Genomic DNA, 22,796 nt, shown 5'->3' on the forward strand with positions numbered 1-22,796 from the left:
TGGCCGCGTGGAACTGATCCGTAAGGGCAAGGTTCGCGAGGTCTACGCGGACGGCGACGATGTGATTCTGGTGGCTTCCGACCGCGTGTCGGTCTACGACGTCGTGCTGCCGACGCCGGTACCCGACAAGGGCGCGATCCTCACGCAGATCTCGCTCTGGTGGTTCCGCCAGTTCGCCGACCTCGTGCCCAACCACGTGATCAGCGAGGACGTCCCCGAGGAGTGGAAGGGCCGCGCAGTACGCTGCAAGCGCCTGGAGATCGTCCCGGTCGAGTGCATCGTGCGCGGCTACCTGGCCGGCGGTGGGCTGGAGAGCTACCGCGAGACGGGCAGCGTCTCCGGCGTCGCGTTCCCACCCGGCCTGGTCGAGGCGGACCGGCTCCCGCGGCCCGTCTTCACACCGTCGACCAAGGCGGACGAGGGCCACGACGAATACATCTCGGTCGAGGAGATCGCCAAGGACCTGGGCGAGGAGACGACGAACCAGCTGCGGGACCTCTCGCTCGAGATCTACGACCGGGGCGCCGAGATCGCGCGCGAGCGCGGCGTGCTGATCGCCGACACGAAGTTCGAGTTCGGCACCGACGCCGACGGCGTACTGACGCTGGCCGACGAGGTGCTCACCCCGGACTCGTCGCGCTTCTGGAAGGCGAGCGAGTACGAGCCGGGCCGTGGCCAGTGGTCGTACGACAAGCAGTTCGTCCGCGACTGGTCCTCCACGCTGACCGGCTGGGACCGTACGTACCCCGGCCCGGAGATCCCCGCCGACGTCGTCGCGGAGACCCGCGCCCGCTACGTCGAGATCTACGAGCAGCTGACGGGCGACACCTGGACCTGACCCGCTCGGTGGGAGTGTCAGTGGCGCCAGCTAGCGTGCACGCCGTGAGCACTACCGCTTCCGCCTACCAGGCCACCTTCGAGGAGCTCGGCACCCCGCTGCGGGACGTGACCTTCGTGGTGGTGGACCTGGAGACCACCGGGACGAACTCCACCGAGGGCGGCATCACCGAGATCGGGGCGGTGAAGGTGCGCGGCGGCGAGGTGCTGGGCGAGTTCCAGTCGCTCGTGAACCCTGGGCAGCCCGTCCCCGCGTTCATCGCGCGCCTGACCGGTATCACCAACGCCATGGTCGCCACGGCGCCGGACATCGCACTGGTCCTGCCGAGCTTCCTGGAGTTCGCGCGCGACACGGTGCTGGTGGCCCACAACGCGCCGTTCGACGTCGGCTTCCTCAAGGCCATGTGCGCCCGGCTCGACTACGAGTGGCCGGGATTCCCCGTCGTCGACACGGTGCCGCTCGCCCGGCGGCTGGTCACACGTGACGAGGCCCCGAACCACAAGCTGTCCACCCTCGCGAACCTGTTCCACGCGAGCGTGTCCCCCGACCACCGCGCGCTGGCGGACGCGCGCGCGACCGTCGACGTGCTGCACGCTCTCTTCGACCGGCTCGCGCCGATGGGCGTCACGCACCTCGAGGACCTGGCGACCGCGGCCGACCCCGTGCCGCCCGAGGTGCGCCGCAAGCGGCACCTGGCCGACGACCTGCCGGACGCACCCGGCGTCTACCTGTTCCGGGGGCCGGGCGACGAGGTCCTGTACGTCGGTACGTCCGTCAACATCCGCAAGCGCGTGCGCTCGTACTTCACCGCCGCGGAGAAGCGGAAGCGGATCACGGAGATGGTGCGCATCGCCGAGCGGGTCACGCCGGTCGCGTGCGCCACCTCTCTGGAGGCCCAGGTGCGCGAGCTGCGGCTCATCGCCGAGCACGCCCCGCGCTACAACCGGCGCTCGAAATTCCCGGAACGGCACTCCTGGGTGCGGCTCACCGACGAGGCCTATCCTCGGCTCTCGGTCGTGGGCGGCGTGGTGGCGGGCGCCGCGCACATCGGCCCGTTCGTGTCCCGGCGCACCGCGCAGGAGGCCGTCCACGCCCTGCACGACGCCCTGGACCTCCGTCAGTGCACCGCGCGCATCCCCCTGGTCTCCAAGAGGCCGGGCAGCCCGTGCGCCCTGGCCGGCATGGGACGCTGCTCCGCCCCGTGCGTGGCGACGCAGGCACCCGACACCTCGTACGCCCGGGTAGCCGACGCCGCTCGCGCCGCGCTGACCGGTGACCCCGCCCCGGTGGTGCGTGCGCTCTCGGACCGGATCGCGACGCTCGCGCACCAGGAACGGTACGAGGAGGCGGGCGAGGTCACCCGCCGCTTGCGCGCCTTCGTCTCGGGTGCGCACCGGGCGCAGAAGCTGGCGCCTCTCGCGACGTGCGCGGAGCTGGTCGCGGCGCGCCCCTCGGGCATCGGCGACGCGCCGGGCCGGCCGGGCGGCTGGGAGATCGTCGTGATCAAGCACGGCCGGCTGGCCGCTACCGACGTCTCCGCGCCCGGCGCCGATCCCCTCCCCCTCGTCTCGGTGCTCCGCACGACGGCGGAGCACGTCGAACCCCCGGTCCCGCCGGCGCCCGCCGCGCACCCGGAGGAGACCGACCTGCTGATCGCGTGGCTCGACTCCCCCGGCGTCCGGCTGGTGCACGTCAGCGACACGTGGGCGTGCCCTGTGCGAGCGGCGGGTGCGCATGCGGACCTGGCGTGGGCCTCGGACCGGGTCCGCACCTCGATAGAGCCCACGCCGCCCGAGAACTCGCAGCACGTGGATACGATGTCGGCATGCTGACCGCGATCGTCCTCATCGACGCCGAGACGTCCCGCATCCCCGAGGTCGCGCAGGAGGTCGCGAACATCGACGGGGTGAGCGAGGTCTTCTCGGTCACGGGCAAGACCGACCTTGTCGCCATCGTGCGCGTACCCGAGCACGACCAGCTCGCCGGAGTCGTGTCCGACACGGTGAACAAGGTGCCAGGGGTGCAGAACACCGAGACCCTCATCGCCTTCCGCGCCTTCTCCAAGGCAGACCTGGAGCAGGCGTTCGCCCTGGGGCTCGACGACTAGCTGTACCGGCCCTGTCCGTACCGGCCCGGCCGGGTACGCGCCCCACGGCTGGGTCTAGGCGCCGTCCCGCCCGCTGACCGCACCGGCGCCCGTCGGGGTCCTCGGCTCGATCTCGTCGTGGCGGCCGTGCGAGTGCGCGGCCTCGAGCTCGGCGGGCGTGACCGGCGACACGCGATCCTCGTAGAAGAAGCGCGACAGCCGCTGCCAGCGCCGGTCGGACCTGTACCCCGGGCGCCGCACACCACGCCCGTCGGTGAGGGGCTGGATCTCGAGGGGCGCCGGCGACTCGTAGTTGACGCGCAGCCAGCGTTCCTCCGGGTCGAGAGGCGTGTGCACCTCGATGTACTCGCCGTTGGCGAACCGCACGATGCGACCGGACTCGTGCCCGTGCAGCACCAGTTCACGGTCTTTGCGCTGCAGCCCGAGGCACACGCGCTTGGTCACCCAGAAACCGAGCACCGGGCCCAAGAACAAGAGCACGCGCAGCGCCCAGGTGATCGCGAAGATGTCGAGGGAGAAGTGCGTCGCGATGAGGTCGTTCGTGGCGGCGAGGGCGCAGACCACGAACGCGATGAGGATCGCGACCCCCATCCCGGTACGCACCGGCCGGTTGCGCGGGCGGTCCAGCACGTGGTGCTCCCTGTGGTCCCCGGTCACCTTGGCCTCGAGGAACGGCCACCCGAAGAACAGCGTGAACAGGATGCCCGGCACCACCAGGGCAGGGATCAGCAGGTTCATGCTCAGCGTGTACCCGCCGATGACCCACTCCCAACCCGGACCCGGCATGAGCCGCAGCGCGCCGTCGACGAACAGGATGTACCAGTCGGGCTGGGTACCCGCGGACACCGGCGACGGGTCGTACGGGCCGTAGTTCCACACGTTGTTGATCGCCAGCGTGGACCCCATCAGGGTGAGCACGCCCGCGATGATGAAGAAGTTGCCGGTCATCTTGGCGACGTACACCGGGAGAGCCGGGTAGCCCACCACGTTCTTGTCGGTGCGGCCACCACCCGGGTACTGCGTGTGCTTCTGCAGCACCATGAGGAACAGGTGCAGCGCGATGAGCGCGATCAGCAGACCGGGGATCACGAAGATGTGGAGGGTGAAGAGCCGCGGGATGATGTGGTGCCCGGGGAACTCGCCGCCGAACACGACCATCGACAGCCACGAGCCGATCACCGGGATCGACTTGACCACGCCGTCGATGATGCGCAGACCGTTGCCCGACAGCACGTCGTCCGGCAGCGAGTAGCCGGTGAAGCCGGCGGCCAGCGCCAGGATCAGCATCGTGGCACCGACGATCCAGTTGATCTCGCGCGGCTTGCGGAACGCCCCGGTGAAGAAGATCCGGAACATGTGCACCACGATCGAGGCCACGAAGATCAGGGCCGACCAGTGGTGGATCTGCCGCATCAGCAGACCGCCGCGCACCTCGAACGACATCTCCACGGTGGAGCTGAACGCCGCCGACATCAGCTGGCCCTGCATGGAGGCCGGGTGCTCCCCCTCGTAGTGCACCAGTGCCATGGACGGCTCGAAGAACATCGTCAGGAAGAAGCCCGAGGCGATGAGCACGACGAACGAGAACAGGGCGATCTCGCCCAGCATGAAGGACCAGTGGTCCGGGAACACCTTGCGCGCGAACTCCTTGACCAGCACACCGATGCTCGTGCGCTGGTCCAGATAGTCGGCGGCCCTGCCGACGCCGGTCGGACGCTGCTGCTTTGCCACGCCATCACTCCTGGGGTAGGAGACACGTGTCTACCAGTCCTCCCAGTAGACACCGTGCCAGGTGCTGCTTCCACCCCTATGACGAATGAGCCGTCCGATCCGTGACACGACAGATCCGGCGCACCCCGGGAAGCCTGTCCCCGAGGGTGCGCCGGATCTGGTCAGCGGGTCAGGCCGACGGGACGACGAGGCCCGCGGTCTGCGTCTTGGCCCGGGCCAGGCGCTCGGAGACGTTGCTCCAGGACACCAGGTTCCACCAGGCCTTGATGTAGTCCGGGCGCACGTTCAGGTAGTCGATGTAGTAGGCGTGCTCCCAGCAGTCCAGCATGAGGACCGGGGTGAGCGCGAAGGGGATGTTGCCCTGCTGGTCGAACAGCTGGACCACGACCAGCTTCTGGCCGATGGAGTCCCAGGCCAGGACCGCCCAGCCGGAGCCCTGCACACCAGCCGCGACGGCGGTGAAGTGCGCCTTGAACTTCTCGAACGAGCCGAAGTGCTCATCGATCGCCGCGGCGATGTCGCCGGTCGGCTCGCCGCCCGCCTCGGGCGCCATGTTCGTCCAGAAGATCGAGTGGTTGATGTGACCACCGAGGTTGAACGCGAGGTCCTTCTCGATCTTGTTCACGTTCGCCAGGTTGCCCGACTCACGGGCCTCCTCGAGCTGCTCGAGGGCAGTGTTCGCGCCCTTGACGTACGTCGCGTGGTGCTTGGAGTGGTGCAGCTCCATGATCTTGCCCGAGATGTGCGGCTCGAGCGCGGCGTAGTCGTAGGTCAGGTCAGGGAGCGTGTAAACAGCCATTGCTGAGGTACCTCCAGGATCGGGCCGCACACCGGACGGTGTGCGGGGGGAAGACGCCGTCCTGGTCGTGCGCCGCAGTGGTGCCCGCCGGGACGGCAATGGCCCGTGTCCCCGGCCGCAGTCGCGGACCGGGAGACACAGGCCATCGCTTGGTGTCGCAGGTCGCTCAGTGCTCCCGCGAGGTGGTTCCCGCACCGGCCTCGACGGCCTGGTGCTCGGAGTCACCATGATGCTCGGACCCGGCCAGCTGGTCGTGCTCGCCGTGCGAGTGCGAGGCCTCGATCTCCGCCGGAGTCACGGGCGCCACGCGGTCCTCGTAGAAGAACCGGGACAGACCGTGCCACCGCTTGTCGGCGCCGTAGCCCTTGCGCTTGACACCCCGCGCGTCGGTCTTCGGGGCGAGCGTCAGCGGTGCCGGAGCCTCGTAGTTGACGCGCAGCCAGCGCTCCTGCTCGTCGAGCGGGGTGTGGACCTCGATGTACTCACCGTTCGCGAAGCGGACGATGCGACCCGACTCGTGGCCGTGCAGCACCAGCTCCCGGTCCTTGCGCTGCAGCCCGAGGCAGATGCGCTTGGTGATGTAGTACGCGAAGACCGGCCCGACGAAGAACAGGACTCGGAACACCCATGTGATCGCGTTGATCGACAACGCGAAGTGCGTGGCGATGAGGTCGTTCGACCCGGCGAGCGCCAGGATGATGAACGCCGCGAGGAACGCGACACCCAGGGCCGTACGCACCGGCTTGTTGCGCGGGCGGTCGAGCACGTGGTGCTCCTTGTCGTCGCCCGTGACCCGCGCCTCGACGAAGGGGTAGACGAACAGGAACGTGAACAGGATGCCCGGGATGACCATCGCGGGGATGATCACGTTCATCGGGATCGTGTACCCGAAGATGACCCATTCCCAGCCTGGTCCTGGCATGAGTCGCAGCGACCCCTCCAGGAACAGCATGTACCAGTCCGGCTGGGCGCCGGCGGAGACCGGCGACGGGTCGAAGGCGCCGTAGTTCCACACGTTGTTGATGGAGAGCGTGGCACCCATGAGCGCCAGCACGCCGAACACGATGAAGAAGTTGCCGGTCATCTTGGCGACGTACACCGGGAGGGCCGGGTAGCCCACCACGTTCTTGTCGGTGCGGCCACCACCCGGGTACTGCGTGTGCTTCTGCAGCACCATGAGGAACAGGTGCAGCGCGATGAGCGCCAGCAGGATGCCCGGCACCACCAGGATGTGCATCGTGAACAGCCGCGGCACGATGTGGTGCCCCGGGAACTCGCCGCCGAAGATCATGTACGACATGAACGAGCCGATCACCGGGATCGCCTTGACCACGCCGTCGGTGATACGCAGACCGTTGCCCGACAGCACGTCGTCCGGCAGGGAGTAGCCGGTGAAGCCGGCGGCCAGGCCGAGGATCATCAGGATGAGGCCGACGATCCAGTTGATCTCGCGCGGCTTGCGGAACGCGCCGGTGAAGAACACGCGCATCATGTGCACCACGATCGACGCCATGAAGACGAGCGCCGACCAGTGGTGGATCTGCCGCATCAGCAGACCGCCGCGCACCTCGAACGACATCTCGACCGTCGAGGCGAACGCCACGGACATGAGCTCGCCGTGCATGCTCGCCGGGTGCTCTCCCTCGTAGCGCGTCAGCGCCATCGACGGCTCGAAGAACATCGTCAGGAAGATGCCCGAGATGATCAGCACCACGAACGAGAACAGGGCGATCTCGCCCAGCATGAAGGACCAGTGGTCCGGGAAGACCTTGCGCGCGAACTCCTTGACGGCCACGCCGATGGAGGTGCGCTGGTCGAGGTAGTCAGCGGCCTTGCCGACGGGCGTCGTCGGCTTGGCCGGTGCCTCGCGCTTGGTGTCGTCGGTCGCGGTGCTCACTTCAGGCGCTCCCAGAAGCTCGGGCCGATGGGCTCGGCGAAGTCGTCCTGCGCCACGAGGTAGCCCTCGGAGTCGACGGTGATCGGCAGCTGCGGCAGCCGGCGGTTGGCCGGGCCGAAGACGACCTTCGCGCTGTCGGCGATGTCGAACGTCGACTGGTGGCAGGGGCACAGGAGGTGGTGCGTCTGCTGCTCGTAGAGCGCCACCGGGCAGCCCACGTGCGTGCAGATCTTCGAGTAGGCGACGATGCCCTCGTACGACCAGTCCTCGCCCTCGGGCGACTGGTCGGTCCGGAGGTCCTCCGGGTTGAGGCGCACCATCAGCACGACGGCCTTCGACTTCTCCGTGATCCACTCGTGCGTCTCGCGGTACTCCTCGGTGGTCTCCGGGACCACGTGGAAGACCGAACCCACGGTGACGTCGCTGGCCTTGATGGGGCGACCCGACGGGTCGATCGCGAGGCGCGTGCCCCGCTGCCACATCGTGTGCTTGAACTTGGAGATGTTCCAGTCGCCACCCACCGAGCCGATCAGCGGCACGGCGATGGCGAGCGGGAACAGCGCCAGGGCACCGAAGAACGCGCCCTTGAGCATGCCGCGGCGTCCGACGACACCGGAGTCCGCGAGGCCCTCGTCGAGGTCCTTGATCGCGGTCTCGCGGTCCTCGCCCTGCGTCGCGAGCGTGTGGCGCTCCTGCACGAACTCGCGGTCGCCCATGAGCGTCTTGGCCCAGTGGATGCCCGCGATGCCGATGCCGAGCAGCGACACGGTGAGGCCGAGGCCGATCAGGAGCGTCGACAGCCGGACGCCCGACGTCGTGCCGTCCGGCGGAACCATCACGTAGGCGACGATCGAGCCGATGGTGCCGAGGATCGACAGGACGAACAGGATCGTCACCGTGCGCTCGGCGCGCTTGGCCGCGCTCGGGTCGGTGTCGGTCAGGCGCTTCTTGTGCTCCGGAACACCCGGGTCCTGGAACCGGTCGGCGGGCCCGACGGCGGAGCCCGGCTCGCGGGACACCGTCACGTCGGACGACGCGTCGCCCAGGGTGTTCTGGTTCTCGTTCTGGTTCTCGCTCACGAGGACTTCGCTCCGATCCACACAGCGGCGCCGATCAGCAGGCCCATGCCGATCACGAACGCCCACAGGCCCTCGGACACCGGTCCGAGAGAGCCGAGTGAGACGCCGCCGGCCGAACCTTCACGCTGCTCGACGAGGAAGGAGATGATGTCGCGCTTCTCGTCAGGCGTGATGTTCGCGTCGTTGAACACCGGCATGGACTGCGGGCCGGTGAGCATCGCCTGGTAGAGGTTCCGCTCGGACGTGTCCCACAGCGCGGGCGCGAACTTGCCCTCCGAGAGCGCACCGCCCGCGCCCACGGCGTTGTGGCACATGGCGCAGTTGGTACGGAACAGGGCCATGCCGTTGGCGGCATCGCCCTTCGAGGCGTCCACCTGCTCGTCCGTGGGGATGGCAGGGCCCGCGCCCAGCGAGGCGACGTAGGCGGCAAGGGCCGCGGTGTCCTCCTCGCCGAACTGCGGCGGCTTGGCCTCGGCCTGCGGGCCGTTCATCTGCATCGGCATGCGACCGGTCGACACCTGGAAGTCGACGGCGGCTGCGCCGACGCCAACCAGGGACGGCACGCCGTCGGTGCCCTGGGCGTCCGGGCCGTGGCACGTCGCGCAGTTGGCCTGGAACAACTTCTTACCGGTCTCGATGTCCGCGGTGCTGACGGTCTCGGCCTGAGCCGTACTCGGAGCCAGGGCGGCATAGACGCCGCCCGTGGTCAGCAGCGCCAGCAGCAGGAGCACGACCGGAGCCAACCGGTGGTGCCTGCGGGCGGCGAGTGCCTTCACGAAAATGTCCTCGTCTCGCTGTGAGTGTTTGAGCTTCTCTGTTATGAACCTATGCCACCGCACGGGCCGCGATGGACGCACGCCACGAGGCGTGCTCGCTACGGGGTCACTGCAGCAGGTAGATCACCGCGAACAGCGCGATCCACACCACGTCGACGAAGTGCCAGTAGTAGGACGTGACGATCGTGGTGGTGGCCTCGTGGTGGCCGAAGCGCTTGGCGGCGAAGGAGCGGCCGAGCACGAAGAGGAATGCGATCAGACCGCCGGTCACGTGCAGGCCGTGGAAGCCGGTGGTCATGTAGAAGACCGAGCCGTACGCGCTGGACGAGATCGTCAGGCCCTGGTGGACCAGCTCGGTGTACTCGAAGATCTGGCCGCCGATGAAGAACGCACCCATCACGTAGGTCATCGTGAGCCACTCGTGCATGCCCCACGTCCAGAACTGGTACAGCTTCCCGGAACGCGACGGCTTGAACTGCTCGGCCTTGAAGACCGCCCACTGGCAGGTGAACGAGGACAGCACCAGGACGATCGTGTTGATCGTCGAGAAGGTGATGTTCAGCTTGTCCGTCTGCAGCGCCCACTCCTCGGCAGGCATCGTCTGCCTGACCGTGAAGTACATCGCGAAGAGCGCGGCGAAGAACATGAGCTCGCTCGCGAGCCAGACAATCGTCCCGACCGAGACCGGGTTCGGGCGATTGACTGTCACGTGCTGGTGCGTGGGGGTGGCTGCAGCCGTTGCGGTCGACACGACAGCCATTATGGCCGACGTTCGGGAGTCCCGAACGCCGAAGCGCCCCGGGCGCTCGCGTCGAATCTCACAAAGTCCATCCAACGCCCTACCTGCGGCGTCTCTTGCTGACGGGATTCGGCAGAGTGCCATGAAAAGAGGGTGGACATGTCTGCCGTCCGAGCGGGGACTGTGCCACGATCGACGCATGACCGGCATGACGACGGATGTGACCAGCGCAGGTGCGAACGGTGTGGCGACGTCGAGCCCGCGAGTCCTCCTGTACAGCGACGACCGCACAGTACGTGAGCAGGTACGGCTCGCCGTCGGCCCGCGCCTGCACGCAGGTGCGCCCGACATCGACTGGACCGAGGCCGCCACCCCCGCCGCCGTGGTGGACAAGGCCGACAACGAGACGTGGGACCTGCTCGTCCTCGACGGTGAGGCCGACCAGACCGGCGGCATGGGCCTGTGCCGCCAGCTCAAGAACGAGATCTACGAGTGCCCGCCGGTACTCGTCCTCACGGGCCGCCCTGAGGACGCCTGGCTCGCCTCGTGGTCCCTGGCCGACGGCGTGGTGGCCCGACCCCTCGACGCCATCAAGGTCCAGGAGGCAGTCGCGCAGCTCCTGGCGGGCGCCGCGTGAACCTCGAGGCACCCACGTGGTCCGGCCTGCTCGCCGGGCTGATCACCGGGACGGACCTGAGCCAGGCCGAAGCCGCCTGGGCGATGGACCAGGTGATGACGGGCGAGGTCTCCCCCGTCCAGCTCGGCGGGTTCCTCGTGGCGCTGCGTGCCAAGGGTGAGACCGTCGAGGAGCTCGCCGGGCTGACCGACTCGATGGTCCGGCACGCGACCCGGATCGAGGTGCCTGGCCCGTCCGTCGACATCGTCGGCACCGGCGGCGACCGCGCGCACACCGTGAACATCTCCACGATGGCGTCCGTGGTCATCGCGGGTACAGGTCTGCGGGTGGTGAAGCACGGCAACCGGGCGGCCTCGTCGTCGTCGGGCAGCGCGGACGTGCTCGAGGAGCTCGGCATCCGGCTGGACCACGCCCCGGACCGCGTGGCGCAGATCGCCCGCGAGGCCGGCATCACCTTCTGCTTCGCCGCGGCCTTCCACCCGTCCATGCGGCACGCGGGCCAGACCCGCAGGGAGCTGGGAGTGCCGACGGCGTTCAACTTCCTGGGCCCCCTCACCAACCCCGCCCAGCCGCGCGCCGCCGCCGTCGGGTGTGCTGACGCGCGGATGGCGCCGCTGATGGCCGGCGTGTTCGCCGAGCGGGGCAAGTCGGCGCTCGTGTTCCGGGGCGACGAGGGCCTGGACGAGCTCGCCGCCACGGCGGGCGCCACGGTGTGGGAGGTACTCCCCGGGGACGCGGGCGGCACGGTGGTCGAGCACCGACTCGACCCTGCCGCCGACCTCGGTCTCACCCGCATCAAGGTGGAGGACCTGCGTGGCCACGACGCCGCCTACAACGCCGGGGTAGCGCGCGCGGTCTTCGCGGGCGAGGACGGTCCGGTGCGCGAGACCGTGCTCCTCAACGCGGCGTCCGGCCTCGTCGCCGACGGCACGCTGCCGGGCACCGGCTCCGGGACGCTCGCGGAGCGCCTCACCGCGGGCATCGAGCTGGCGGCGCAGGCCGTGGACTCCGGCGCCGCACAGGCCGTGCTGGACCGCTGGGTCGCCGCGAGCCGCTGATCACGAAGCTCGGGCCGGACACCCGACGGGTGTCCGGCCCGAGCCGTCATCGCGGACCGGTCACTGCGGACCGGTCACTGCTCGACGATCTGGTCCGCCGGAGGCGCCTCGATCCCGAGGTCCTCGCCCCACCGGCTGAACTCGGACGTGGAGACGAGCTCCTGCCCGTCGATGGACATCGTGACCTCGACCCGAGCCGGACGGTCGCTCTCGTCCAGCGCATAGACCACGGTCATCTCACCCATCGCGTCGAGCATCTCCGGGTCGAGCTGCTCGACCTGGGGACCGGTCACCTTGGCGGGGTCGAGGACCAGGGTGTACAGGTCGACCTCCGTCCCGTCGACGGTGTCCGTCCCGCTCGCCTCGAACGACACGATGGCGTCCTGGAAACCCTCGAGCTGCGCCTTCGGGTCGGGCGCCTCGGACATCGACTGGAACGAGCCCATCGAGGGGTCGCTCATCAGTTCTTCCTCGGTGGCCTTGATGTACTTGCCCTGGCTGAGCTCGCCCATCGAGATGTAGTAGGTCTTGTCCACGAGGATCATCGAGAGCTCCATGCCCTCGATGTCCATGGACATCGACATCCGGGGCGACTCCGGGTCGCTGGCGTCGACGTCCATCGGGATGGTCCCACCGGCCATCCCCCCGGCCTCGGCCAGCGCGCCGCTGTAGGACGACTCGATGTGCATGCTGGTCGCAGTCTCCTGTGCAGCGCCGACACGCTCCACGAACGTCGCCTGCGTGATCTCGTCCTGTGCCGGCTCCGCGGCGTCGGAAGCCGCGCTCGACGCGGTGTCCGGTGCGGTGTCGGACGCAGTGTCCTCGGCGGCCGCACCACAACCCGCCAGGCCGAACGTCAGCACACCGGCAGCCGCCAGCGACACGATCCTCTGAGTAACTCGCACGCCATACCTCTCTTGGTTTTCGCCACCGTGGATGCCCTGGGCGCACCCGTGTCCGGTGGGCGACCTTCGATCCAATCAGCCGAGCGACGCGCGCGGGTCGCGGAAGAGGGTGAAGTAGCGGGTGAAGTCTCTGGTCCGGAGCACACGAAAGCCGGTCGGAGTGCCCTGGGGCGCTCCGACCGGCTTTGGTGGTCGGCCAGTACGAGCCGTCAGTGCGAGTGGATCCCTCGCGAGTACTCGAACACCCAGCCCACGAGCGCGATCGCCGCGACGCAGAAGCCGATGTAGAAGACCCACCAGCCCACGGCGAGGCCGAGGAAGCAGATCGCGGTAGCACTAGCGATCGCCAGCGGCCACCAGCTCCAGGGCGCGTACACGCCCTGGTCGCCTGCCGCGTCCTCGATGTTGCCGTTCGGGTCGTCCTCGGGGCGTGCGTCGATGCGCCGGGCCGTGAGGGCCAGGTAGGCACCGATCATCGCCACGAGGCCACCGACGAGCGGCATGCCCAGGTAGCCCACCGGCTCTTCCCAGTTCGTCATGAACCCGTAGACGACGCCGGCCAGGACGAAGAAGGGTGTCCCCCAGAGGAACAGTCGTGCCTCGATCTTCACTTGCTGGTCCCCTCGTCCGGCGTGTCAACGACCGTCGTGCTGCTCTGCTCCGGTGAGCCGCCGCCGTCCGCGGCACGCTGCTGCGCCTGCGTGTCCTGGCCTCGGCGGTCCGCCTCGCCGTAGACGTTGTCGAGCACGCCCCGGTTGTACTCGGGGTGCTCCATGGCGACGACCTCCGGGTGGTGCAGGTCGAAGGCGGGCGACTCGGAGCGGATGCGCGGGAGCGACGTGAAGTTGTGGCGCGGCGGCGGGCAGGACGTGGCCCATTCCAGGGAGCGGCCGTAGCCCCACGGGTCGTCGACCGTGACCATCGGCGCCTTGCGCCACGTGATGTACACGTTCCACAGGAACGGCAGCGTGGACGCGGCGAGGATGAACGCGCCGATCGTGGAGACCTGGTTCTCCCAGGTGAAGCCCTCCTGCGGCATGTAGTCCGCGTACCGGCGCGGCATGCCCTCGACGCCCAGCCAGTGCTGGATGAGGAACGTGGTGTGGAAGCCGACGAACAGCAGCCAGAAGTGCCACTTGCCCAGGCGCTCGCTCAGCATCCGGCCGGTGAACTTGGGCCACCAGAAGTAGAAGCCGGCGAACATCGCGAACACGACCGTGCCGAACACGACGTAGTGGAAGTGCGCCACCACGAAGTAGGAGTCCGACAACTGGAAGTCCAGGGCGGGGCTCGACAGGATGATGCCCGTCAGACCACCGAAGAGGAACGTCACGAGGAACCCGATGGACCACAGCATGGGTGTCTCGAACGTGAGCTTGCCGCGCCACATCGTGCCGATCCAGTTGAAGAACTTCACACCGGTAGGCACCGCGATCAACATCGTCATGAACGCGAAGAACGGCAGCATGACCGCACCGGTGACGTACATGTGGTGGGCCCACACGGTCACCGACAGGGCCGCGATGGCGATCGTCGCGTAGACGAGACCCGTGTAGCCGAAGATCGGCTTGCGGCTGAACACCGGCAGGATCTCGGTGACGATGCCGAAGAACGGCAGCGCGATGATGTACACCTCGGGGTGGCCGAAGAACCAGAACAGGTGCTGCCACAGGATGGCGCCACCGTTCTCCGGGTTGAAGATCTGCGCGTCCAGGCGCCGGTCGGCACCCAACGCGAACAGCGCGGCGGCCAGGGGCGGGAACGCCATCAGGACCAGCAGGCTGGTGACCAGCGTGTTCCAGGTGAAGATCGGCATCCGGAACATCGTCATGCCCGGGGCACGCATCGTGATGATCGTGGTGATGAAGTTGACCGCACCGAGGATGGTGCCGAAGCCCGCCATCGCCAGGCCGAACACCCAGAGGTCTCCACCTAGCCCCGGACTGTAGGTGGTGGTCGACAAGGGCGCGTACGCGAACCAGCCGAACGACGCGGCGCCCTGCGGCGTGAGGAACCCTGCCGTGGTGATCAGACCGCCGAACAGGAACAGCCAGTAGGCGAACATGTTCAGCCGCGGGAACGCGACGTCGGGCGCACCGATCTGCAGCGGCATGATCACGTTCGCGAAGCCGGCGAACAGCGGGGTCGCGAACAGCAGCAGCATCACGGTGCCGTGCATCGTGAACAGCTGGTTGTACTGCTCCTTGCTCTGCACCAGCTGGATGCCCGGCTCGAACAGCTCGGCCCGGATCAGCAGGGCCATCAGGCCACCGATGCAGAAGAAGATGAACGACGTGATCAGGTACAGGTACCCGATCGTCTTGTGGTCAGTGGACGTGATCCACTTGATGACGGTCCGGCCGAGCGTCTGGCGCCCGGGCGCCAGGCCCGGGATCAGCTCGGTCGTGGTCGCTGCGGCCATCAGTGCCCAGCCTCCTCTTCCTCGGCGTCGACCGGGCCTTGTGTGCGGGAGAGGTCCATCCCGAGCTCGCCGGTCTGCCCCTTCGCTGCCAGGTCCGCCATGTGGGCTTCGTACTCGTCGGCGGACACGACCTTCACGTTGAAGAGCATGCCGGAGTGGAACTCACCGCAGAGCTCGGCGCACTTGCCGGCGTACGTGCCCTCACGGGTCGGCGTGACCTGGAACGTGTTGGTCCGGCCCGGGATCATGTCTTGCTTGTACAGGAACGCGGGGATCCAGAACGAGTGGATGACGTCACGCGAGTCCAGCGTGAACTCGACGGTCTCGTTCACCGGCAGGTAGAGCGTCGGGAAGGACTGCGAGGTACCGGGCGCGCCGTCGACCTCGTCCTCCTTGGTGAGCTCACCGACGTTGGCCTCGTGCTCACCGGAGTCGTAGACGTCGGCGTCGAGGTAGTTGAAGTCCCAGCTCCACTGCTTGCCGATGACCTGGATGTGCTCGGTCGCGGTGCCGTCGACGGTCGTGATCTCCGTCACGTCGCGGTCGGTGTACCAGAACAGCACGAGCACCATGATGATCGGCACGGCCGTGTACATGAGCTCGAGCGGCAGGTGGTAGCGCGTCTGTACCGGGAGCTGGTGGTCGTCCTTCCGCTTCCGGTACGCCGCGATGCACCAGAGCATCAGGCCCCAGGTCAGGATGCCCACGGCAAGGGCAGCGATCCACGAGCCCACCCAGAGGTCGGTGATGCGCGCAGTCTGGTTCGTCACCTCCCCGTCGGTGTAGCCGGGCAGGTATCCGCGCTTGACGGAATCACTGGCACAGCCGGTGGCCAGGAGTGCGACGCCGACGGCAAGAGCCGACGCGCGCATGATGGCCCGCCGGGTGCGGGTAGGTGGCTGCGAGTGCAAGGGAGGCCTTTCACGTCTCGTCCGGCGCGTCGCACCGGTTTCCTCCCGAGCTCCACGCAGAACCTTCGTCCTCGATGGGTGCAGCCTAGCGCGCTCCGGAGCCGGATGATGCCCTGAGCGGGGCCTCCCGGACGTGATCCTCTCCGCATCCGGGTCGCCTATCGACGCTGTTCAGACACGGACCATGGAGGTGTCATAACGATCCGGGCCGCGTACCGGCCGGTACCGGTGCGAGGATCAGGCGAAAGACGGCAGCAGGATGCCGTAACCACCGTCGGTACCGCGTCACCGGGACCGACGGAGCCGGCGACGCGCGGCAGGCCGGTGATCCCGAGCCGCGACGAACAGGAGCAGGAGGACGTGTGAGCCACGCCACCCCGGACGCCCCCGACCGGGTGCACCTCGACAACGGCGGCCGTGCCCCGTGGCACCCCCTCGCCCGGCAGGCGTTCGAGCAGGCCCTCGCCGACGGCTGGGCTGACCCCCGACGGCTGCATGCGGAGGGCCGGCGCGCCGCCCGCCTGCTGGACGGTGCCAGGGAGGCGGTCGCGGCCGTGCTCGGCGCACGGACCGAGGAGGTCCACTTCACCCCTGGCCACACGGCGTCGCTCCACGCCGCGGTTGCCGCGGCGGCCGCCGCCCGACGGCGTGCCGGCACCGGGATCGTCACCAGTGCCGTCGAGCGCTCGGCCCTGCTCCACGCCGCCCGCGCGGCGGGCCAGCAGACCTCCGTCGTCGTCGATCGCCACGGCCGGGTCGACGACGAGGCGATGATCGCCGCCCTCCGCGTGCCCGGCGCGGCACTGGCCGCGCTGCAGCACGCGAACGGAGAGGTCGGCACGATCCAGCCGGTCGAGGCCGTGCACGAGGCGGCCCGCGGGGCCGGTGTCCCCCTGCTGGTCGACGCCGGTGCGAGCATCGGGCACGTGGCCGTGCCCGGGAGCTGGGACCTCCTGGCCGCCGACCCCGCCGACTGGGGCGGGCCCGCCGGAGTCGGTGTGCTCGCGGTCCGGCACCGGGCCCGCACCGCACCGGTCGGGCCCGAGGACGAGAACCCGTGGGCCCCGGGCGGCGTCAGCGTGCCCCTCGCGTTCGCCGCGGCTGTGGCGCTGCAGGCGGTCGAGGCCGACCGGGTCGCCCAGGAGGCCCGGCGACGGGAGCTGGTCGACCACGTGCGCGCCCAGGCGTCACGCATCCCCGACGTCGAGGTGGTGGGCGACCCTGATGCCCGGCTGCCCCACGTCGCCACGTTCTCCTTCCTCTACGTGGACGGCGAGGCGCTCGTGACGGAGCTGGACCGGCACGGGTTCGCCGTCGGTTCGGGCTCCGCGTGCACGGCGAGCACCCTGGAGCCGTCGCACGTGCTCGCGGCCATGGGCGTGCTCACGCACGGCAACGTACGCATCGCGCTGGACCGCGGCACCACCGCCGACGACGTCGACCGCTTCTGCGCGGTGCTGCCGGACGCGGTGGCCCGGGTCCGGGAGATGCTGGGCGTCGGTGGTCTCTGAGACGGCCGGCCCGGTGGCTCCGCCCCGTGGCTCCGGCCCGGTGACTAGGGTGGCTGGTGTGCCAGACACCTTGGTGGACGCGCGAGGGCTGCGCTGTCCCCTGCCCGTGATCCGGCTCGCGGCGGCCGCGAAGGGCCTACCTTCCGGCACCGAGCTGACCGTGCTGTCGACCGATCCCGCCGCGAGGCTCGACGTGCCCGCGTGGTGCCGCATGCGCGGCCACGAGCACGTCGCGACCGTCGAGCACCCGGCAGGGTCAGGCGACGGTGCCGACGGCTGGGCCGTCACGGTGCGCCTGCACTGAGCGGTGCGCCTGCACCGAGCGGGGCGTCTGCACCGAGCCGGGCACACGGCGCAGGAGAACGGGCCGGTCACCGCGAAGGTGACCGGCCCGCCGTCGTGCAACGCCATGGTCGGCGCAGCAAGCTTCGATCAGGAGAACGAGCCCCCGCAGGCGCACGCGCTGCCCGCGTTCGGGTTGTCGATCGTGAAGCCCTGCTGCTCGATGGTGTCCTTGAAGTCGATCGTGGCGCCCTCGAGATACGGCACGCTCATCTTGTCCACGACGACCTCGACGCCGTCGTAGTCACGCAGCGCGTCCCCGTCGAGCACACGCTCGTCGAAGTAGAGCTGGTAGATCAGTCCGGAACAGCCACCCGGCTGCACCGCGACGCGAAGGCGCAGGTCGTCCCGGCCCTCCTGCTCGAGCAGGCTACGGACCTTGCCCGCGGCGACGTCGGTGACGTTGACGCCGTGGGTCCCGATGTCCGTGGTCGTGTCGGTCATGTCATCTCCCGATCGTGTTCGACATACCGGTAGTCGATGTCTCAGCGGTGCCAACCCGTCGGGCCGTCCGTCTGTTCCCGTCGCCGGTCTGTTCTGACGATCGTACGCCCACGGGCCGTCCAGGCCGAGCACCCGTCCGGATCTCAGCGCGCCCAGCCGGGCGTCCAGGTCCTCGCCACGCGGGCGACGTCGCCGTCGGCCACCTCGTGCACCCCGCTGAGGCCCGCCGTCGACCACTCGCGCCTGGTCACCTCGCTGCGCTCGGTGACCACGACCACGGGGACGGCGTGCGCCGCCGCCGCCGCGGCGGCCTCGACGACGACGCCCCGGTGCAGCGCCTCGCCGTCGAGCCGCGTGACGTACGCCACGACGACGTCGGCGTCCGCGGCGGCCTCGGCGAGCGCGGCTCCCTCCGCCCGCGGCAGCGCCGACGGCGACGGGCCCGGCGCGCTCGGGCCCGGGTGGGCGGGGCCGACGTCCTGCGGGCCGACGGCGTCGGGCCGTCCGACGGGGATCGCCGGCCCGGCCAGCAGCACGCCTCCCCCGCTCGGGCCGTGCCCCGGCACGCTGCCGAGCGCCGGACCCTGGCTCAGGGCTCCCGCGGTCGCGCCGAGGGAGCCGGGTACGCGCACCGCGCGGGCCTCGGTGTCGGTGTGGGGCGCGGCGTCGCGCCACGCCGAGGCGAGTCGCTCGGCGTCGGGCAGGGTCTCGGCAAGCAGCAGCACGTGCACCCCGGCATCGTGGCACGTCCTGACTTCGTGTCACCACCGCGTGTCATGATGGTGACCGTGAGCACCCTGCTGGCTGAACACTCCGGTTTCTCCGAACCCGCCCCGTCGCCGCTGCTTCTGCTCGGCCAGGGCCGTGACCTGGCCTCCGAGCGCGGTGTGGAGTGCGTGGGCGAGCTACCAGCACCGAGCGACCCGAACCTCGTCGAACGGGCCCGTGCCTCGCGGGCCGCCCTCGGCAGCCGGGCGTTCGTGCTGGGGCACCACTACCAGCGGGACGAGGTCATCGACTTCGCCGATGTCACGGGCGACTCCTTCAAGCTCGCACGCGAGGCCGCCGCCCGCCCCGAGGCCGAGTTCATCCTGTTCTGCGGGGTGCACTTCATGGCCGAGAGCGCGGACATCCTCACCTCGGACCAGCAGCAGGTGGTCCTGCCCGACCTCGCGGCCGGCTGCTCCATGGCAGACATGGCGGCGATCGGCCAGGTCGAGGAGGCCTGGGCTGTGCTGCAGGACGTCGGCATCGCGGACTCGACGATCCCCGTCACCTACATGAACTCGTCCGCCGCCATCAAGGCGTTCACCGGGCGCCACGGCGGCACGGTGTGCACCTCCTCCAACGCCGAGGTCGCGCTGCGCTGGGCGTTCGACCAGGTGGGCGGCGTCGACGGCACCGGCAAGGTGCTGTTCCTCCCCGACCAGCACCTGGGACGCAACACCGCCGTCCTCCAGCTGGCGATGTCCCTGGACGACTGCGTGATCTTCGACCCGCGCAAGCCGAACGGCGGGCTCACCGACCAGGAGCTGCGGGACGCCCGGATGATCCTGTGGCGCGGCCACTGCTCGGTGCACGGCCGCTTCTCGGTGCAGAACGTGGACGACATCCGCGCGGCGGTGCCGGGCGTCAACGTGATGGTGCACCCCGAGTGCAAGAACGAGGTCGTCACGGCGGCCGACTTCGTGGGCTCCACCGAGTACATCATCAAGCAGCTCGACGCGGCCGAGCCGGGGTCCTCGTGGGCGATCGGCACCGAGCTGAACCTGGTGCGCCGGGTCGCCAAGGCGCACCCGGACAAGAACGTGCACTACCTCGACTCGACGGTGTGCTTCTGCTCCACCATGAACCGCATCGACCTGCCGCACCTCGTGTGGGCCATGGAGTCGCTCGTCGAGGGGCGCATGGTGAACCAGATCGTCGTGGACGCCGACGACGCCCACTGGGCCCGCGTGGCGCTCGACCAGATGCTGGCCCTCCCAGGAATCTGACCGGGCTGAGCACATGACCGGCAACGGCGGGCTGCGCATCGGGATCTTCGTCTTCGACGGAGCCGAGGAGCTCGACGTGGTCGGGCCCTTCGAGGTGTTCGCCGAGTGGGGCTCCCACTCGCAGCTGCGGCCGTCGGTGAGCACGTTCTCCTGGGACGGCTCCGGGGTGCGCCTCGCGAAGGGTCTACGGATCCTGCCGGCGCACGGCGCGGACGACGTCGGGCCGCTGCACCTGCTCGTCTATCCCGGCGGGCTCGGCACCCGCCCGCTCCTCGCCCAGCCCGGGCACCTCGAGTGGCTGCGCCTGATCCGCAAGCAGACGCCGATCATGGCCAGCGTCTGCACGGGTGCCCTGCCGTTCGCGGCCGCCGGTCTGCTGGCAGGGCGACCGGCCACCACGCACCACGCGCACTACGACGAGCTCACCGGCCTGGACCCGAGCATCCTCGTGGACACCGAGGCGCGCTACGTGGACGACGGCGACGTGGTCACGTCCGCCGGCGTCTCGTCGGGGATCGACATGGCACTGCACCTCGTCGAACGGCTCGAGAGCGCGGCGGTGGCCCGTGCGCTGCGGCGCGAGATCCAGCACCCCGCGAACTGACCCGCCGCGGGGCCGTCGGGGCAGGGACCGAAGTATCTGATACTGCCGGTTCTCGGTATAGCCTGCGACGTATGGCTCGCATGCTCCAGCTCACCTGGACCGGACTCTTCCCGCGCAAGGCCCGCCCCGGACAGCACCTGCTCGACCCGTCGGTGACCCGGATGCGCGTCGGCCCCCTGGACCTCGACTCGTACCTGCACGTCAACAACGGCACGTACCTGCAGATGATGGACGTCGCCCGGAACAACCAGATCGCCGACCTCGGCATGTTCCCGATCGCCCGCGAGAAGGGCTGGGCCCCTGTGGTCGCGGCGTCGACCATGAAGTACCGCCGGTCCCTGCAGCCGTTCGACCGCTTCGAGATCACCACCCGGATCCTCGGCTGGGACGAGCGCGTCTTCTACCTGGAGCAGGTGTTCACTCGCGCCGGCAAGCTGTGCGCCCGCGGCATCGTGGCCAGCCGGTTCCTGGACCGCAAGGGCAACCGGATCTCCGCGTTCGACGTGGTCCGGGACGCGACGGGCGAGGACCTGCCCTCCCCCGAGCTCCCCGCGGACGTCGCGGCGTGGGCTCGCGCGATCGACGTCGCGCCGCGCGAGCCCTCCGCCACGCGCTAGAGGCCCTCGCCGACCTTCGTCAGCAGCAGCGCCTCGGCCAGGACGACCTTCTGGAGCTCGCCGAGGTGCACCGACTCGTTCGCGCCGTGCGCCCGCGAGTCCGGGTCCTCGACGCCGGTCACGAGGATCGCGGCCTCCGGGAAGACCTCGAGCAGGTCGGCGATGAACGGGATGGACCCGCCCATCCCGACGTCGACGGGAGCCGTGCCCCACGCCTCCGTGAACGCGGCGCGCGCCGCGCGCATCGCCGCCGAGTCGCCCGGTGCGAGGAACGGCTTGCCCTGCTCGCCGCAGCGCCAGGTCACCTGCGCGCCGAACGGCGCGTGCTTCGCGACGTGCGCGGCGAGCGCCTCGTCGGCCGCCACCGGGTCCTGGCCGGGCGCCAGCCGCAGCGAGATCTTCGCGCTGCAGCTCGGTGCGAGCGTGTTCGAGGCCGCGGCCACCGACGTGACGTCCATGCCGATCACGGACAGCGCGGGCTTGGCCCACAGCCGGCCGGCGACGCTGCCGGTCCCCACGAGCGCGGCGCCGTCGAGCAGCGACGAGTCGGCCCGGAGATCGGCCTCCTCGTAGTCGACCTCCGGCTCCGGTGCGACGACCAGGCCGTCGATCGCGACGTCGCCCGCCTCGTCGTGGAACGTGGCGACGAGCCGCGACATCAGGGTCACCGCGTCCAGCACAGCGCCACCGAACATGCCCGAGTGCACCGCATGGTCGAGGACCCGCAGCTCGACCTCGCCGTCGACCAGGCCACGCAGCGACGTGGTCAGTGCGGGGACGCCGATCTTCCAGTTGCCGGAATCGGCCACCACGATGACGTCGGCGGCGAGCAGGTCGCGGTGCGCCTCCAGGAAGGCACGGAACGACGGCGACCCCGACTCCTCCTCACCCTCGAGGAACACCGTGACGCCGACCGGCAGGTCCGCTCCGTCCGGCAGCCCGAGCGCACGCAGCGCGCCCAGGTGGGCGACGATGCCCGCCTTGTCGTCAGCCGCTCCCCGGCCGAAGAGCCGCTCGCCCACCTGGGTCGGCTCGAACGGGTCGGACTCCCACGTGGCAGCGTCGCCCGGCGGCTGCACGTCGTGGTGCGCGTAGAGCAGGACGGTCGGCGCGCCCTCAGGTGCGGGGCGGCGAGCGACGACGGCTGGCGCGCCCGGCGTGCCGTCAGGGCGCGGTGCGGACAGGATCTGGACGTCGGGCAGGCCGGCGTCACGCAGGAGCTGCTCCGTTGCGGCCGCGCTGGCGGCGACGTGCGCCTGGTCGAACGCTGCGGCCGAGACGCTCGGGATGCGCACCAGCGCCTCGAGGTCGGCCTGCAGGGCGGGGAACAGCTCGGCGACGCGGGCCCGGAGAGCCGCGGTTGTATCAGAGGTCACCGCCCCACG

The 22,796-nt window shown here is 69.7% G+C and carries 23 protein-coding genes; 10 read left to right on the plus strand and 13 right to left on the minus strand.

The genetic code is table 11. From position 1 onward, the window contains the following. The first annotated feature begins 7 nt into the window (after window positions 1-7). Genes ACYVK7_RS11740 through ACYVK7_RS11750 form a run of 3 tightly spaced genes read left to right on the plus strand, consistent with a single transcriptional unit; the run spans window position 8 to window position 2,945 of the window. Window positions 8-838 (plus strand): phosphoribosylaminoimidazolesuccinocarboxamide synthase, encoded by an 831-nt coding sequence (locus ACYVK7_RS11740; RefSeq protein WP_460887860.1) that lies wholly within the window; start codon window positions 8-10, stop codon window positions 836-838. Between the two features lie 35 nt (window positions 839-873). After that, on the plus strand, window positions 874-2,670 hold the full coding sequence (locus tag ACYVK7_RS11745; protein WP_460887934.1) for a DEDD exonuclease domain-containing protein: 1,797 nt from the start codon (window positions 874-876) through the stop codon (window positions 2,668-2,670). Beyond that, window positions 2,664-2,945, plus strand: coding sequence for an Lrp/AsnC family transcriptional regulator (locus ACYVK7_RS11750; protein WP_460887861.1), 282 nt, complete (start codon window positions 2,664-2,666; stop codon window positions 2,943-2,945). Before ACYVK7_RS11745 ends, ACYVK7_RS11750 begins: the two co-directional genes overlap by 7 nt. A gap of 54 nt (window positions 2,946-2,999) precedes the next feature. Here ACYVK7_RS11750 and qcrB (ACYVK7_RS11755) read toward each other — a convergent pair whose 3' ends face one another. The 6 genes from qcrB (ACYVK7_RS11755) to ctaE all read right to left on the minus strand — a co-directional run bounded on the left by qcrB (ACYVK7_RS11755) (window position 3,000) and on the right by ctaE (window position 9,987). Beyond that, window positions 3,000-4,676, minus strand: coding sequence for a cytochrome bc1 complex cytochrome b subunit (gene qcrB / locus ACYVK7_RS11755; protein WP_460887862.1), 1,677 nt, complete (start codon window positions 4,674-4,676; stop codon window positions 3,000-3,002). A gap of 169 nt (window positions 4,677-4,845) precedes the next feature. After that, entirely contained in the window at window positions 4,846-5,475 is a 630-nt protein-coding gene (locus ACYVK7_RS11760) for a superoxide dismutase (protein WP_460887863.1), read from the minus strand. A 166-nt stretch (window positions 5,476-5,641) separates the two neighbouring features. Then, window positions 5,642-7,372 (minus strand): cytochrome bc1 complex cytochrome b subunit, encoded by a 1,731-nt coding sequence (qcrB, locus tag ACYVK7_RS11765; protein WP_460887864.1) that lies wholly within the window; start codon window positions 7,370-7,372, stop codon window positions 5,642-5,644. Further along, window positions 7,369-8,451, minus strand: coding sequence for a cytochrome bc1 complex Rieske iron-sulfur subunit (gene qcrA, locus ACYVK7_RS11770; protein ID WP_460887865.1), 1,083 nt, complete (start codon window positions 8,449-8,451; stop codon window positions 7,369-7,371). Before qcrA ends, qcrB (ACYVK7_RS11765) begins: the two co-directional genes overlap by 4 nt. Continuing rightward, window positions 8,448-9,227 (minus strand): cytochrome bc1 complex diheme cytochrome c subunit, encoded by a 780-nt coding sequence (gene qcrC, locus ACYVK7_RS11775; protein WP_460887866.1) that lies wholly within the window; start codon window positions 9,225-9,227, stop codon window positions 8,448-8,450. The genes qcrA and qcrC overlap by 4 nt, the downstream gene beginning before the upstream one ends. A gap of 106 nt (window positions 9,228-9,333) precedes the next feature. Beyond that, complete coding sequence (ctaE, locus tag ACYVK7_RS11780; protein ID WP_460887867.1) at window positions 9,334-9,987, minus strand: aa3-type cytochrome oxidase subunit III; 654 nt, start codon at window positions 9,985-9,987, stop codon at window positions 9,334-9,336. Window positions 9,988-10,165: 178 nt separating this feature from the next. On the opposite strand from ctaE, the gene ACYVK7_RS11785 reads away from it, so the two are divergent. Together ACYVK7_RS11785 and trpD are read left to right on the plus strand one after the other, a co-directional pair. Next, on the plus strand, window positions 10,166-10,603 hold the full coding sequence (locus tag ACYVK7_RS11785; RefSeq protein ID WP_460887868.1) for a response regulator: 438 nt from the start codon (window positions 10,166-10,168) through the stop codon (window positions 10,601-10,603). Beyond that, entirely contained in the window at window positions 10,600-11,661 is a 1,062-nt protein-coding gene (gene trpD, locus ACYVK7_RS11790) for an anthranilate phosphoribosyltransferase (RefSeq protein WP_460887869.1), read from the plus strand. The genes ACYVK7_RS11785 and trpD overlap by 4 nt, the downstream gene beginning before the upstream one ends. Window positions 11,662-11,735: 74 nt before the next feature. Here trpD and ACYVK7_RS11795 read toward each other — a convergent pair whose 3' ends face one another. From ACYVK7_RS11795 to ctaC, 4 genes are all read right to left on the minus strand, one after another. Then, window positions 11,736-12,545 (minus strand): hypothetical protein, encoded by an 810-nt coding sequence (locus ACYVK7_RS11795; RefSeq protein WP_460887870.1) that lies wholly within the window; start codon window positions 12,543-12,545, stop codon window positions 11,736-11,738. A 230-nt stretch (window positions 12,546-12,775) separates the two neighbouring features. Next, entirely contained in the window at window positions 12,776-13,177 is a 402-nt protein-coding gene (locus tag ACYVK7_RS11800) for a cytochrome c oxidase subunit 4 (protein WP_460887871.1), read from the minus strand. Then, window positions 13,174-14,988 carry an aa3-type cytochrome oxidase subunit I gene (gene ctaD, locus ACYVK7_RS11805; RefSeq protein WP_460887872.1) on the minus strand — a complete coding sequence of 605 codons (1,815 nt, stop codon included), beginning with the start codon at window positions 14,986-14,988 and terminating at the stop codon, window positions 13,174-13,176. Before ctaD ends, ACYVK7_RS11800 begins: the two co-directional genes overlap by 4 nt. Next, on the minus strand, window positions 14,988-15,860 hold the full coding sequence (gene ctaC, locus ACYVK7_RS11810) for an aa3-type cytochrome oxidase subunit II (protein WP_460887873.1): 873 nt from the start codon (window positions 15,858-15,860) through the stop codon (window positions 14,988-14,990). The genes ctaD and ctaC overlap by 1 nt, the downstream gene beginning before the upstream one ends. Before the next feature lie 401 nt (window positions 15,861-16,261). Between ctaC and ACYVK7_RS11815 the strand changes: the two genes are divergently transcribed. Together ACYVK7_RS11815 and ACYVK7_RS11820 are read left to right on the plus strand one after the other, a co-directional pair. After that, the gene (locus ACYVK7_RS11815; protein WP_460887874.1) at window positions 16,262-17,410 is read left to right on the plus strand and encodes a cysteine desulfurase family protein; all 1,149 of its coding nucleotides are present in this window, start codon (window positions 16,262-16,264) and stop codon (window positions 17,408-17,410) included. Between the two features lie 58 nt (window positions 17,411-17,468). Beyond that, window positions 17,469-17,714 (plus strand): sulfurtransferase TusA family protein, encoded by a 246-nt coding sequence (locus tag ACYVK7_RS11820; RefSeq protein ID WP_460887875.1) that lies wholly within the window; start codon window positions 17,469-17,471, stop codon window positions 17,712-17,714. A 128-nt stretch (window positions 17,715-17,842) separates the two neighbouring features. Here ACYVK7_RS11820 and erpA read toward each other — a convergent pair whose 3' ends face one another. Beyond that, entirely contained in the window at window positions 17,843-18,196 is a 354-nt protein-coding gene (gene erpA / locus ACYVK7_RS11825) for an iron-sulfur cluster insertion protein ErpA (RefSeq protein WP_108495706.1), read from the minus strand. A gap of 143 nt (window positions 18,197-18,339) precedes the next feature. Next, window positions 18,340-18,927: a hypothetical protein gene (locus ACYVK7_RS11830; protein WP_460887876.1), complete on the minus strand. Its 588-nt coding sequence runs from the start codon at window positions 18,925-18,927 to the stop codon at window positions 18,340-18,342. 48 nt (window positions 18,928-18,975) lie between these two features. Between ACYVK7_RS11830 and nadA the strand changes: the two genes are divergently transcribed. From nadA to ACYVK7_RS11845, 3 genes are all read left to right on the plus strand, one after another. After that, the gene (nadA, locus tag ACYVK7_RS11835; RefSeq protein ID WP_460887935.1) at window positions 18,976-20,190 is read left to right on the plus strand and encodes a quinolinate synthase NadA; all 1,215 of its coding nucleotides are present in this window, start codon (window positions 18,976-18,978) and stop codon (window positions 20,188-20,190) included. A gap of 13 nt (window positions 20,191-20,203) precedes the next feature. Then, complete coding sequence (locus tag ACYVK7_RS11840) at window positions 20,204-20,794, plus strand: DJ-1/PfpI family protein (RefSeq protein ID WP_460887877.1); 591 nt, start codon at window positions 20,204-20,206, stop codon at window positions 20,792-20,794. A gap of 71 nt (window positions 20,795-20,865) precedes the next feature. Further along, window positions 20,866-21,411 (plus strand): acyl-CoA thioesterase, encoded by a 546-nt coding sequence (locus tag ACYVK7_RS11845; RefSeq protein ID WP_460887878.1) that lies wholly within the window; start codon window positions 20,866-20,868, stop codon window positions 21,409-21,411. Here ACYVK7_RS11845 and ACYVK7_RS11850 read toward each other — a convergent pair. After that, window positions 21,408-22,787 carry a M20/M25/M40 family metallo-hydrolase gene (locus tag ACYVK7_RS11850; RefSeq protein WP_460887879.1) on the minus strand — a complete coding sequence of 460 codons (1,380 nt, stop codon included), beginning with the start codon at window positions 22,785-22,787 and terminating at the stop codon, window positions 21,408-21,410. The genes ACYVK7_RS11845 and ACYVK7_RS11850 overlap by 4 nt on opposite strands. Between the last annotated feature and the right edge of the window lie 9 nt (window positions 22,788-22,796).

The organism is Promicromonospora xylanilytica (genome assembly GCF_054782895.1).

What these genes read in the sequence shown, in the direction of transcription:
- ACYVK7_RS11750 (WP_460887861.1), top strand. Translation starts at nt 2,664, where the DNA reads ATGCTGACCGCGATCGTCCTCATCGACGCCGAGACGTCCCGCATCCCC.
- ACYVK7_RS11760 (WP_460887863.1), bottom strand. Translation starts at nt 5,475, where the DNA reads ATGGCTGTTTACACGCTCCCTGACCTGACCTACGACTACGCCGCGCTC.
- ctaE (WP_460887867.1), bottom strand. Translation starts at nt 9,987, where the DNA reads ATGGCTGTCGTGTCGACCGCAACGGCTGCAGCCACCCCCACGCACCAG.
- ACYVK7_RS11785 (WP_460887868.1), top strand. Translation starts at nt 10,166, where the DNA reads ATGACCGGCATGACGACGGATGTGACCAGCGCAGGTGCGAACGGTGTG.
- ctaD (WP_460887872.1), bottom strand. Translation starts at nt 14,988, where the DNA reads ATGGCCGCAGCGACCACGACCGAGCTGATCCCGGGCCTGGCGCCCGGG.
- ctaC (WP_460887873.1), bottom strand. Translation starts at nt 15,860, where the DNA reads ATGCGCGCGTCGGCTCTTGCCGTCGGCGTCGCACTCCTGGCCACCGGC.
- erpA (WP_108495706.1), bottom strand. Translation starts at nt 18,196, where the DNA reads ATGACCGACACGACCACGGACATCGGGACCCACGGCGTCAACGTCACC.
- nadA (WP_460887935.1), top strand. Translation starts at nt 18,976, where the DNA reads ATGGTGACCGTGAGCACCCTGCTGGCTGAACACTCCGGTTTCTCCGAA.
- ACYVK7_RS11840 (WP_460887877.1), top strand. Translation starts at nt 20,204, where the DNA reads ATGACCGGCAACGGCGGGCTGCGCATCGGGATCTTCGTCTTCGACGGA.
- ACYVK7_RS11845 (WP_460887878.1), top strand. Translation starts at nt 20,866, where the DNA reads ATGGCTCGCATGCTCCAGCTCACCTGGACCGGACTCTTCCCGCGCAAG.